11 protein-coding genes and 3 tRNA genes are annotated in these 12,758 nt (G+C 41.9%); 8 read left to right on the forward strand and 6 right to left on the reverse strand.

From position 1 onward, the window contains the following. Positions 1 to 9: 9 nt before the first annotated feature. Positions 10 to 1,377: a nucleotide 5'-monophosphate nucleosidase PpnN gene (ppnN, locus tag PR795_RS10040; protein ID WP_181480199.1), complete on the forward strand. Its 1,368-nt coding sequence runs from the start codon at positions 10 to 12 to the stop codon at positions 1,375 to 1,377. Positions 1,378 to 1,421: 44 nt separating this feature from the next. After that, a complete protein-coding gene (gene xni, locus PR795_RS10045) occupies positions 1,422 to 2,177 on the forward strand; it encodes a flap endonuclease Xni (protein ID WP_006662983.1) in 756 nt (251 codons plus the stop codon). Positions 2,178 to 2,239: 62 nt separating this feature from the next. Here the strand turns inward: xni and rlmM are convergent, their stop codons facing one another. Genes rlmM through PR795_RS10060 form a run of 3 tightly spaced genes read right to left on the reverse strand, consistent with a single transcriptional unit; the run spans position 2,240 to position 4,700 of the window. Continuing rightward, entirely contained in the window at positions 2,240 to 3,343 is a 1,104-nt protein-coding gene (gene rlmM, locus PR795_RS10050) for a 23S rRNA (cytidine(2498)-2'-O)-methyltransferase RlmM (RefSeq protein WP_036962889.1), read from the reverse strand. After that, positions 3,336 to 3,731 carry a DUF423 domain-containing protein gene (locus PR795_RS10055; RefSeq protein ID WP_006662981.1) on the reverse strand — a complete coding sequence of 132 codons (396 nt, stop codon included), beginning with the start codon at positions 3,729 to 3,731 and terminating at the stop codon, positions 3,336 to 3,338. Before PR795_RS10055 ends, rlmM begins: the two co-directional genes overlap by 8 nt. Before the next feature lie 27 nt (positions 3,732 to 3,758). Further along, entirely contained in the window at positions 3,759 to 4,700 is a 942-nt protein-coding gene (locus PR795_RS10060; RefSeq protein WP_006660122.1) for a transcriptional regulator GcvA, read from the reverse strand. Positions 4,701 to 5,337: 637 nt separating this feature from the next. On the opposite strand from PR795_RS10060, the gene csdA reads away from it, so the two are divergent. Next, positions 5,338 to 6,543: a cysteine desulfurase CsdA gene (csdA, locus tag PR795_RS10065; protein ID WP_181480200.1), complete on the forward strand. Its 1,206-nt coding sequence runs from the start codon at positions 5,338 to 5,340 to the stop codon at positions 6,541 to 6,543. A gap of 11 nt (positions 6,544 to 6,554) precedes the next feature. Next, complete coding sequence (gene csdE / locus PR795_RS10070) at positions 6,555 to 7,016, forward strand: cysteine desulfurase sulfur acceptor subunit CsdE (RefSeq protein WP_272516825.1); 462 nt, start codon at positions 6,555 to 6,557, stop codon at positions 7,014 to 7,016. A gap of 43 nt (positions 7,017 to 7,059) precedes the next feature. Here the strand turns inward: csdE and tcdA are convergent, their stop codons facing one another. Together tcdA and mltA are read right to left on the reverse strand one after the other, a co-directional pair. Further along, the gene (gene tcdA / locus PR795_RS10075; protein WP_006660125.1) at positions 7,060 to 7,869 is read right to left on the reverse strand and encodes a tRNA cyclic N6-threonylcarbamoyladenosine(37) synthase TcdA; all 810 of its coding nucleotides are present in this window, start codon (positions 7,867 to 7,869) and stop codon (positions 7,060 to 7,062) included. 62 nt (positions 7,870 to 7,931) lie between these two features. Next, positions 7,932 to 9,023: a murein transglycosylase A gene (gene mltA, locus PR795_RS10080; RefSeq protein WP_006660126.1), complete on the reverse strand. Its 1,092-nt coding sequence runs from the start codon at positions 9,021 to 9,023 to the stop codon at positions 7,932 to 7,934. A gap of 226 nt (positions 9,024 to 9,249) precedes the next feature. Between mltA and PR795_RS10085 the strand changes: the two genes are divergently transcribed. The 3 genes from PR795_RS10085 (at position 9,250) to PR795_RS10095 (ending at position 9,593) form a co-directional block, all read left to right on the forward strand. Further along, positions 9,250 to 9,326: transfer RNA gene (locus PR795_RS10085), tRNA-Met, on the forward strand. A gap of 87 nt (positions 9,327 to 9,413) precedes the next feature. Next, positions 9,414 to 9,490: transfer RNA gene (locus PR795_RS10090), tRNA-Met, on the forward strand. 26 nt (positions 9,491 to 9,516) lie between these two features. Next, positions 9,517 to 9,593, forward strand: a tRNA-Met gene (locus tag PR795_RS10095). 155 nt (positions 9,594 to 9,748) lie between these two features. Here the strand turns inward: PR795_RS10095 and amiC are convergent. Then, a complete protein-coding gene (gene amiC / locus PR795_RS10100; protein ID WP_006659233.1) occupies positions 9,749 to 10,999 on the reverse strand; it encodes an N-acetylmuramoyl-L-alanine amidase AmiC in 1,251 nt (416 codons plus the stop codon). 393 nt (positions 11,000 to 11,392) lie between these two features. Between amiC and argA the strand changes: the two genes are divergently transcribed. After that, positions 11,393 to 12,733, forward strand: a complete 1,341-nt coding sequence (gene argA, locus PR795_RS10105; RefSeq protein ID WP_006662976.1) for an amino-acid N-acetyltransferase — start codon at positions 11,393 to 11,395, stop codon at positions 12,731 to 12,733. Positions 12,734 to 12,758: the final 25 nt, after the last annotated feature.

A 12,758-nucleotide genomic window follows, 5' to 3' on the forward strand; every position in this document is an offset into this window, starting at 1 on the left:
GAGTGTTACTTGATTACTCATATCAGTCCATTAGGATCTATGGATCTACTGTCTCAGCTTGAAGTCGACATGCTGAAACGTACGGCGAGCAGCCATTTGTATCAATTGTATCGAAACTGCTCCTTAGCGGTGTTACATTCAGGAAGCTTAACTGACAGCAGTAAAGAGCTATTAGAAAAAAGTGCAAGTTTTGATATCAATATCTTACGTCGCGAACGTGGCATTAAGCTGGAACTCATCAATCCCCCTGAAAAAGCATTCGTTGACGGAAAAATTATTCGCTCATTACAAGCTAACTTGTTTGCTGTACTGCGCGATATTCTGTTTGTGCATGGACAAATCAGTACAGCAAAACAGCAATTCCATCTCGATTTGGAAAACAGTGTCCATCTAACCAACATGATCTTTTCTATTTTACGTAACGCCCGTGCTCTGCATATTGGTGAAGACCCGAATATGATCGTGTGCTGGGGTGGTCACTCCATCAATGAAAACGAATATTTATATGGTCGTAAAGTTGGTAATGAACTTGGCTTACGCGAACTGAATATCTGTACCGGTTGTGGACCGGGCGCGATGGAAGCGCCGATGAAAGGCGCTGCGGTTGGTCATGCGCAGCAACGTTACAAAGACAGTCGTTTTATCGGTTTAACCGAACCCTCTATCATCGCGGCAGAGCCACCTAACCCACTCGTTAACGAACTGATTATCATGCCTGACATCGAAAAACGTCTCGAGGCATTTGTGCGTTTAGCTCACGGGATTATTATTTTCCCAGGTGGTGTAGGGACTGCGGAGGAACTTCTGTATTTGTTAGGCATCATGATGGATCCTGAAAATACCGAGCAAGTGTTACCTCTCGTGCTCACTGGACCAAAAGAGAGTGCTGAATATTTTTCTGTACTGGATGACTTTATTCGCCACACTCTGGGTGATGAAGCCAGCAAACATTATCAAATCATTATCGATAACCCACAAGAAGTGGCTCGCGTAATGAAAAAAGGAATATCTGCTGTGAAAGAGAGCCGCCGTAATACTGGCGACGCTTACAGTTTCAACTGGTCGATTAAAATTGCACCAGACTTACAGCATCCATTTGAACCAACCCATGAAAATATGGCGTCACTGAACTTGCACCCAGACCAATCTCCTGAAAAATTGGCGTCTGATTTACGTCGTGCTTTCTCTGGGATTGTCGCGGGTAACGTGAAAGAAGTTGGTATGAAAGCCATTGAAAAACATGGTCCTTTCAAAATTCACGGTGATAGCGACATCATGAAACGTATGGATATTTTACTCCAAGGTTTCGTGAAACAGCATCGTATGAAATTGCCAGGTGGCACCGCTTACGAACCTTGCTATGAAATTGTGAAATAATCACCTACGCGCCAAGGACGGTGCGTTTAACTACCAAACGGCTTATGATCCATTTATTAATTATTGATGCTTTAAATTTAATTCGACGTATCCACGCGGTTCAGGGTAGCCCATGTGGAGAAACCTGCTTGTCCGCTATTTCTCAATTGATTAACCACACTAATGCAACTCACGTTGTCGCCGTCTTTGATGAGGAAGGTCGACACCATAGTTGGCGCCATGAAAAGCTACCTGACTATAAAGCAGGACGTCAGCCTATGCCTGAATCATTACACACTGAACTCCCCAACTTAGTTGCTCAGTTTGAAGAAAATGGTATTCATTGCTGGCAATCTGAGGGAGACGAAGCCGATGACTTAGCGGCCACTCTCGCTAAACGCATTGCCGATTCTGGGCATACCGTCACCATCGTCTCCACCGATAAAGGCTATTGTCAGTTGCTGTCACCCAATTTACGTATTCGTGACTATTTTCAAAAACGCTGGCTAGACGTGCCTTTTATCGAAAATGAATTTGGGGTCAAACCTGAACAACTTCCTGACTACTGGGGTTTAGCGGGGATCAGCAGCAGTAAAGTTCCCGGAATTGCAGGAATTGGAGCTAAAAGCGCCACGGAGCTGCTTCAGCGATTCCGCTCGATTGAAAATTTGTACGCCAACTTTGATGTTCTTGAAGAGAAATGGCAGAAAAAATTAGCAAATCAAAAAGATATAGCGATAATCTGCCGCGAAATTGCGACACTAAAAACGAATATTGCGTTGAAAGGCAACCTAAACCAATTACGCTATCAAGCTAAATAGTCGACACAAAAAAGGTCACTTTGAAGTGACCTTTTTGCTATTCAAACCAATCCAGCTTTGACTTAATAATATTCACGCGCCATTGGGTTTGCGGACCAAACACGTTGTACATGCACGGTGACTTCTTCACGGTCATGGTAAAGCTGTTTCGCGTGGATCAGAACGTTGATACCATTCTCTTTCAGCTGAACTTTCATTTTTTCCAGAATATGCGCGACTTCTTCATAACGCTTTTTCATCGGCAACTTCAAGTTAAAAATGGTTTCACGACACCAGCCTTCTTGTAACCACTGCGTCATCAATGCAGCAACTTTCGCGGGTTTTTCTACCATATCACACACTAACCAAGTGATATTCTGCGATGTCGGCTTAAATTTAAAGCCATCTTCACGATGGTGTCGAACTTGCCCTGTATTCATCAAGCTTTCCGCCATTGGACCATTATCAACGGCATCAACCATCATACTGCGTTTCACCAACTGATAAGTCCACCCGCCTGGACATGCTCCAAGATCAACGGCTTTCATTCCACTCCCTAAACGCTCATCCCACTCTTCATAAGGAATAAACACATGGAAAGCTTCTTCCAATTTTAACGTTGAACGACTTGGTGCATCTGATGGGAATTTTAAACGCGGAATGCCCATGTAAAAATTCGAACTATTATTCGAATAAGAATAGCCGGCATAACAACACCCCGGTGCAATAAAGAACACATGGATCACCGGGCGTTTAAAGTTCTCTTTCGCCAATAATACTTTCTCTTGGCGTAACGCATTACGCAGAGGTACTGTAAATTTACGGCAAAACTTCATTAACTCTTTTGATTCATTGGTATCTGCGACTTCAACTCGCAGATCACCTGCTCGCTCAACCTGCTTGCTAAGCGCATTCACAATAGGAGTAACCCTATCTTCTGGAGGTAGATCTTTTAATAAATCGCCTACCACAAACATTTGACGAGCAAAAATTAATTCACGAAATGGCAGCGTGCGTGCAAGAATGTCTGCGTCCTCAGACTGATAACATTCAAAAATAACATAGCCGCTATTCTCTTTAACACGAGCAAAACCGTAAATTTCACGTTGTCCTGCTTTATCTGTAATTTCTGCTGCACACTCTTTTTCAAAGCCCGGGCGGCAATATAATGCAATCTTGTTACTCATTGCGTGACGCCGATTTCCTTAGACGCATAGCGCCAATAACTGCTAAAAGCCAGCCAACTAGGAAGCAAACGCCACCTATTGGCGTAAAATAAGAAAAGTATTTTACCTGCAATAAGGCCATACAATAAAGGCTACCACTAAAAAGAAGTATTCCAACGGAGAAAAATACCCCAGCCCAATAGAACCATAAAATGACTTTACGCAGTAATACTGCGCCCAGCACCATTAATGCAACAGTATGAAACATTTGATAACGCAATCCTGTCTCAATCCATGCCATTTGATGAGAGCTCATCATTGGTGCAAGTGCATGCGAGCCAATAGCACCAAATGCGACCACAAAAAATCCACTGATCCCTGCAAAAATTAACATCAAACGACTATTCACAATAGCACCTTCGTTTTTACTGTTTGATTATTGTATATGCGTCAAATCTTGATCATTGGTAATAAACCCGAGCTTTTCTTGCTCACTGGCTGCTTGCGCGAGGATCCATTGACGAAATGCCGCAATTTTCCCTAAATCGGCCTGACTTTCTTGGCAGACCAGATAGAATGCGTTTTTACTCACTAAAACTTCACTAAATGGGCACACCAATCTGCCCGCATCAATTTCATTTTTTGCCATCACATTGTTAGTTAGCGCAACGCCTTGCCCATGTACTGCCGCTTGAATCACCATCGAACTGTGACTAAAAATAGGTCCCTGCTGTACATTAACAATATTCTGCAAATCTAACTGCTTCACATATGCCTGCCAATCACGGCGAGAAGAGTCATGAAGTAATGTATGCTTTGCTAGATCTTCAGGATTTTTAAGTTGATTCCCACCCGTTAACAACGAAGGTGAACACACTGGCATTAAGTATTCAGCATACAGCCTGTCAGTTCTTAGACCTGTCCAATTTCCTCGACCGTAAAAAATCGCAACATCGACATCATCGGCTAGCTTATCTTCTTCCCGATCAACCGCTTGAATACGTACATCAATGCCAGGAAACGCTTGATTAAATCCAGAAAGACGAGGAACTAGCCATTGTATCGCGAAACTTGGCGATAAGCTTACAGTGAGTGCGCCTTTTGCACTTCTGGCTTGAAGCTTTCTCGTCGCCTCATTTAAAGACGAGAAAATTTCCTTAATATCAAGATAATAACTTTGCCCTTCTTCCGTCAGTAACAATGAGCGATTTCGGCGACGAAACAACTTCAAACCAAGAAAATCTTCTAGGCTTTTTATTTGATGACTAACAGCAGCTTGTGTCACAAATAATTCATCTGCCGCTTTAGTAAAACTTAAATGACGGGCGGCGGCATCAAACACTCTCAGAGCATTTAAAGGCGGTAATCTTTTAGACATAATCTCTTCGGCTCAGCTTTGTTATATGCATTAGTTTTTCTCATCCGAAGCATTATAAATTGTCCATTGAGGATCCGCTAGTAAATACCTATAGTATGCACACTTCCTAAGCCGGAACGAAAAGTTGCAGAGTTTAGTTACTTTGAAACTTTTGGCTTTGTGGTTGTGATGTTGTGTTTGCAAGTTGTCTGGTTAAACCAGGCTTTGTAGCAATTGCTACTGTTTTTTTCACTTCCTGTACATTTACCCTGTCTGTCCATAGTGATTTTATAGTGCACCGCCAAAGCGCGGTGCTTTTTTTTATGTTGAGTGCGATAAAATCCATTATGGAAGATAAAAACCATTATCCCATCAGACTAAGAGTAAAAAAGCACACAAAACCATCTTAAATTAAATTTAATCATTAGATTAAAAGTAAACCGAAAACGTTTTAAACTACGTTGCATTTTTATGGCGCGCAATTATTCTAAAATCTGAGCAAAAATCTTCCTGTTAAGTGTAACAAATTATGTCTAATAATCGATAACTGAATAACATTTTTTGTTCCCATCTACTTATTCACTGTTTTCCGTTATTATCATAGCCAGATCATAATCACATTCGTCAACCGAATGATTAACGACAAAGAATCAACATAATGGATAACTTTAACGCCCTTCAATTTCGCCAGCAATTTCCTGCTATCAGCTCAGATATCGTTTTTCTAGACAGTGCCGCTACCGCACTAAAACCGCTGGAAATGGTCAACGCCTCCGATAATTACTATCGTTTTTCAGGCAGTTCTGTATATCGAGGGCAATCGCCAGAGGCATTAAAAATCACGCAACTCTATGAGCAAGGGCGCTCCTTAGCGGCTAAGTTAATCCATGCGCCTGACGAAAAATCCATTATTTGGACTCGCGGTACCACTGAGTCGATAAATTTGATTGCTCAAAGCTATTTTCGCGAGAAACTTCAAAGTGGCGACGAAATTATTGTCAGCGAAACTGAGCATCATTCTAACTTGCTACCATGGCTGATGTTGGCACAGCAAACAGGTGCAAAGGTCGTAAAATGGGCAATAGAACCTGACTTAACACTCGATATCAACGCACTACGCTCTATCTTAAACACAAAAACTAAAGTTATTGCTATCACTCAAATGTCCAACGTAACAGGCTACCAGCCGGACATCTCCACCATAACTAAATTAGCCCATCAAGTTGGAGCAAAAGTTGTTGTGGATGGCGCACAGGGCGTTGTACATCACCCTCTAGATATCTTGGCGACAGATGTAGATTTCTACGTGTTTTCAGCCCATAAATTATATGGACCAACCGGATTAGGAGTCTGTTACGGAAAACCAGAACATTTAGCCAACATGAATCCGTGGCATGGTGGTGGCAAAATGTTAAGTCACGTCGATTTTTCAGGCTTTACTCTCGCGCCAATACCACAACGTTTTGAGGCCGGAACACCTAACGTTGCAGGTGTCATTGCCTTTGCAGCAGTGCTTAAATGGCTTTCAACCCAAGATTTAACACAAGCTGAAATCTATACGTGTTCTCTGATAGATTACGCGTATGAGCAACTGTCGCAACTCGACGGTATTATTTGTTATCGCACAGAAAACTCACCACTTTTATCTTTCAATTTCCACAATATTCATCATAGTGATTTAGGTCTCTTCTTGACCGAACAAAAAATTGCACTACGCTATGGGCAGCATTGTGCTCAACCGTTGATGGACGCACTCAATATAAGCGGCTGCTTGCGCATCTCTTCCATGCCATACAACAACAAACAAGATATTGATAAATTTATTAATTCTGTAAAATTTGCACTGTCGATTTTAAATGATTAAAAGGTAATCACATGACTTTGTCTAGACATGAACTGGCTTCTCATCCATTTGGCACAGAGATTGTCATTCACGAAATCGTTGAACAGTTTTCCAAACAAAAAGCTTGGGAAGATAAATATCGCCTGCTCATTCAATTAGCCAAAAAACTGCCAACTCTTACTGAAGAAGAAAAGCAGCAAACTCAAGAAGTTCAGGGTTGTGAAAACCGCGTTTGGATTGGCGCCATCCTCAATGAAGATGACACATTTCATTTTTATGGGGATAGCGAAGGGCGTGTGGTGAAAGGATTATTTGCCGTTTTACTTGCCTGTATTGAAGATAAAAATGCACAGCAAATTTTAGATACTGACTTTGATGAAATTTTCAATCAAACGGGTTTATCAGGACAACTCAGTGAATCCCGCCAAAATGGGATACAGGCGTTAATTTCTGCGGTTAAGAATATTGCAGGGGAGATGACCCCGGCAGAATAATGACATGATTGAGGCTACGCGGATACGGTAGCCTCAATGCCAACTATTTAGCCTCTCTTTGCGCTTTAGCGACCATCTTTTTCAACGCATGTGACACGGCAATAAAGCCAAAGCTAGCTGTGACCATCGTGACAGCACCAAAACCTGATGCGCAATCCATCCGTTTTGAGCCATCCGCTGTGCTTTTCGCCGCACAGACGGTTCCATCACTTTGAGGGTAAACCAATTGCTCTGTCGAAAACACACAATCAATCCCCAGCTTGCCTTTACCATTTTTCACAACGTTAAAGTCTGATTTTAAGCGTTCACGCAATTTGGCAGCGAGTGGATCTTGGACTGTTTTAGCTAAGTCGGTAACTTGGATTTGAGTCGGATCAATTTGTCCCCCAGCGCCGCCCGTTGTGACTACGGGGATTTTAAAACGACGGCAATACGCAAGTAATGCTGCTTTAGGTCTTACACTGTCGATGGCATCGATAACGTAATCAAACCCCAAAGAAAGGTACTCAGCCACATTATCGACTGTTATAAAGTCATCAATAACATTGACGGTACATTCTGGGTTGATGGCTAAAATACGCTCTTTCATTACATCAACTTTTGGTAATCCCACCGTCGATTTCAATGCATGCAATTGACGATTGGTATTTGTGACGCAAATGTCATCCATATCGATCAAAGTGATCGCACCAATACCAGAGCGTGCTAATGCTTCCGCAGCCCAAACGCCAACGCCGCCCACACCAATAACGCACACATGTGAACGCGCAAAAAGATGAAGGGCTTTTTGCCCATATAAGCGCCCAATTCCAGCGAATCGCTGCATCCACGCCTCAGAAAGCTGAGCTTGCATAATCACAAACAACCTTAGTTAAAACGGTAACTTAGTAAAAATAACAGTCTAGTAAATAATCACTACATCGCACTAAAAACAGGCTGGCTCTTTTTCAGTACCCATACACGACCATAATGGTTATAAAAGCCTGCCATTTTGCCCGCTTCGTGCCCTGTTCCATGATAAATATCGAAATGGTGCCCTTTAATTGCGCCCCCCACATCGAGAGCAACCATCATACGCATTTCGTATCTACCCGTAAATTTTCCATTACTATCTAATACTGGCACTTCGGCTAGCAATGCAGTTCCAGGTGGAATCAATGTCTTATCTGATGCTACCGAGGCTTTTGCCACTAATGGCACAGCACTCGCTCCCCTAACTGGGACAAACGATTGTGGTTTAAAGAAGACAAATGATGGGTTGCTTTCCAGTAATTCACGAACCTCTTGCTCACTGTGCGTGTTAGTCCAATCATGAATTGCTTGCAGCGACATTTTTTCTAATGGCACTTCGCCTCTATCAACCAATACTTTGCCAATACTTTTATAGGCATGACCATTTTTTCCTGCATAAGCAAAGAAATTCAAAGGACTACCATCCCCAAAGTCGACATAACCACTACCTTGCACTTCCATCATGAAGTTATCGACAGGAGAATTACTGTAAGCAAGGATCAAGTTGTTACTGAGCGCACCATTATAGATTTGTGCGCGACTTGGTAAACGTTTCTTACCTTTTGACGGCATTCCATATAACGGATGTTGATAATCCCCTTGTGGCGAACGACGGGCTTCAATTACGGGAGTGTAGTAACCTGTAAACTGAACGTTTCCGTAGTTATCCATCCCTTCCATTTGGAAGGCTGATAAATTAAATCGCGACAACTGAGCCGGATCCCCACCTGCCATTAACCAATTCTCTATCGCATGGTAAGTATCATTATTGCTGTTGAATAAGCGTGGTGATGCATTTTGAATCTCAGTCACTTGGCGATTAAAATCCGGCGCATTTATTGGTCGCCCTTGCACATTAACCTGATTAACTTGTTGCAAGTCACTATGCATTTTTCCGTCTTTATATTGTTGTCCTTTATCTGTCGGATGAGACTGACACCCTGCAAGTAAAGAAAAAAAGACGCCCGCAATTAACCCTTTCTGCCATGAATTCATCTTTTACCACCTAACACATATCCAATATGAAGCGCACAATAGCAAACCCAAATTGAGAATGAAACGAGTATAAATATTTAGTTAAGTTATTTCTGAGTTCAACACCACTAAAGAACAAAAAAGCAACATTCTGTGCGATTTTTAAACTCCGATCGATGAAAAATGAAAAAAAAACACGAAAAAACTTGCATCAGATCTCATCCCGAGTATAGTGCCCGCTATCGGACGCGGGGTGGAGCAGCATGGTAGCTCGTCGGGCTCATAACCCGAAGGTCGTTGGTTCAAATCCAGCCCCCGCAACCAATTTCTTGATTCATTCAATATTGATTTAGTCAAAGTAAATTCAGCAGTAAAATCAAAGTAGTATCCCAAAGTAGTGAATATTTCAGGCGCGGGATGGAGCAGCATGGTAGCTCGTCGGGCTCATAACCCGAAGGTCGTTGGTTCAAATCCAGCTCCCGCAACCAATTCCTGATATATTAGCCTCTTCAGTCGCGGGGTGGAGCAGCATGGTAGCTCGTCGGGCTCATAACCCGAAGGTCGTTGGTTCAAATCCAGCCCCCGCAACCAATTCTTATGTTTCCTTTTCTTTCTTCTTTATCGTCCCAAACTCAACACTCAAATTAATTTTTAATTATTCTAGCTTCATTTACGATTTATTTTATCAATAAAAAAGGCGACTCACATTGCTGCTTGCCACCTTCTTTCATATATAAATCAAATAATTAGTTACGAATAGCTAACTCGCCACCATTACGAAAATAGGCTTTAATCCCTTCAAAAATAGACTCTGCCATCTGCTGTTGGAATTTCGCGGTTTTAAGCTTACGCTCTTCATCTAGGTTACTGATAAACGCAGTTTCTACCAAAATAGACGGAATTTCAGGGGCTTTCAATACAGCAAAACCAGCTTGGTCTACTTTGTTTTTATGCAGCCGATTCACTCTACCCATCCGTTTCAGGACTTCATCACCAAACTTCAAACTGTCATTAATGGTTGCTGTTTGCACCAGATCTAACATTGTATGGTCAAGATAGACATCACCACTTTTGCTCACGCCACCGATTAAGTCAGCTTCGTTCTGAGTTTGAGCAAGATAACGCGCCGTATTACTGGTCGCTCCTTTCGTGGATAATGCAAAAACAGATGAGCCATTCGCTGAGCGATTCGTAAATGCATCCGCATGAATAGAAACGAATAAGTCTGCCTGCATTTTTCTCGCTTTCGCAACACGCACTTTCAATGGGATAAAGACATCCTCATTACGCGTCATATAAGCTCGCATTTTAGGATCTTTATCTATTAGCGTTTTCAAACGACGCGCAATTTGTAAAACCACATCTTTTTCACGCGTTTTATATTTACCAATCGCACCGGGATCTTCCCCACCATGACCAGGGTCAATCATAATAACAATCGGTCTATCCGTACCTGCTTTACCCGGTTTCTTCGCCTGTGCAGGCATGCTCTCTTCTAAATCACCTTTATTGTAATCTTCAAGAAGCGCAAGTAACGGATCATCATTGGTTTCAACCCCTTTACCTGGGTAAAAGTCCATGACTAAACGGTGTTTAAACTCAGCTACTGGCGGTAAAGTAAAGAACCGAGGTGTGACTTTATTCTTAACTTCAAACACTAAACGTACCGTTTTAGGATCAAACTGCCCCACCCTAACTAATTTTAAGTAAGGGTCTCGAGACTGAATTTGACTTCCCATATTCTTAAGAACGTTATTTAATTGGACGCCTTCTAAATCAACAACAATACGCTCAGGGTTGTTTAAAACAAACTGGCGATACTTTAAAGGAATGCTGGATTCAAGAGTAATACGGGTATAACTCGAGGCTGGCCAAATACGAACAGCAACAACACTACTACTGGCAGCAAATCCAAATGGGCTGACACTTAATAGCATGACTGCCGCCGCACCTTGCAATAGGCGACGTTTTGATGGGCTGTGATCTTGATGACTCATCAATAATTCCGAATCTATTTCCTGAAAAGTTTAATAATATCTAAAATAAGAGATAATATATTAGCGATTAATTCGCACTCTATCTAGTTCTTCATCCTTTGTCATTACCAATCTATTCTATTTATATCCCAGCACGCATCTATTCAATGCCATATAAACGCCATATTTACGTAATTTAAATAGTTAATGATGCTCAAATGTCGAATAACATTTATTGGCAATAATCTGATATGCAGATTGAATTGTTGTGATTATATCCATTTATATTTAGAGATATGTAAACCTTAAAAATAAATTTGTTACTTTTATTGTCCCAACTTTTACTTGATATTTCTTGTCAAAAAGAATAAAAATACAGTTATTGCGAATAAAAATTCAGTTAAGAGGGTAGTTATGAAAGAGCGCAGCACCGAGTTGGTTGATGAGTTTCGCCATTCGGTACCTTATATAAACGCCCACCGAGGCAAGACATTCATTATCATGCTTGGCGGTGAAGCAATAGCGCATGAAAATTTTCCTAGCATTGTCAATGATATAGGTTTATTGCATAGTTTAGGAATCCGTATAGTCGTCGTTTATGGTGCTCGTCCTCAGATAGAAGGGATTCTTGCAGAGCATAATTACGATGCTATTTATCACAAGCATACCCGTGTGACAGATGCGAATACTCTTGAATACGTTAAACAGGCTTCTGGTGCTCTACAGCTAGATATTACAGCCCGCTTATCAATGAGTTTAGGCAATACACCGTTACAAGGGGCACATATTAACGTTGTGAGTGGTAATTTCGTCATTGCACAACCTCTTGGCGTAGATGATGGCATTGACTATTGCCATAGTGGTCGTATCCGTCGCATTAACGAAGATGCAATCAATGCGCAATTAGATAACGGTTCGATCGTTTTGATTGGTCCTGTCGCCGTTTCAGTGACTGGTGAAAGCTTTAATCTTACCTCTGAAGAAATTGCCACCCAGCTTGCCGTTAAAATTAAAGCCGAAAAACTCATTGGTTTTTGCTCATCTCAAGGGGTTGCTGATAAAGAAGGTAATATCTTATCTGAGCTATTCCCGAATGAAGCTGAAGAACGAATCCAAGAATTGGAGTCAGAAGGTGATTATTACTCTGGAACCGTTCGCTTTTTACGGGGTGCTGCTTCAGCATGCCGCCGAGGTGTTCGCCGTAGTCACTTACTCAGCTATCAAGAAAATGGCGCGTTAATCCAAGAGTTATTCTCCCGTGATGGTATCGGTACGCAAATCGTTATGGAAAGCTCTGAAAAAACTCGCCGAGCCAATATTAATGATATTGGAGGAATTTTAGAGTTAATTAGACCACTTGAGCAGCAAGGAATTTTAGTTAGGCGTTCACGTGAACAACTCGAAATGGAGATTGATAAATTTACCATAATTGAGCGGGATAACTTGGTGATCGCTTGCGCAGCGCTTTACCCTTACCCTGAAGAAAAACTTGGTGAGATGGCGTGTGTAGCCGTACACCCAGATTACCGCAGCTCCTCTCGTGGTGAAGAGCTATTACAGCGTGTCATGGCACAAGCGAAGCAACTGGAATTGGATAAACTTTTCGTCTTAACCACCCGAAGTATTCATTGGTTCCAAGAACGTGGTTTTATCCCCGCTGAGATTGAAATGCTCCCCATGAAAAAACAGGCGCTCTATAACTATCAGCGTAAATCAAAAATATTAATGCTCGATATTAAAAGCCAAGCGGCTTGAGTCCCCAGAAACAGGCGAAAAAATT

It is taken from the genome of Providencia sp. PROV209, from assembly GCF_028479485.1.
GTDB lineage: Bacteria > Pseudomonadota > Gammaproteobacteria > Enterobacterales > Enterobacteriaceae > Providencia > Providencia alcalifaciens.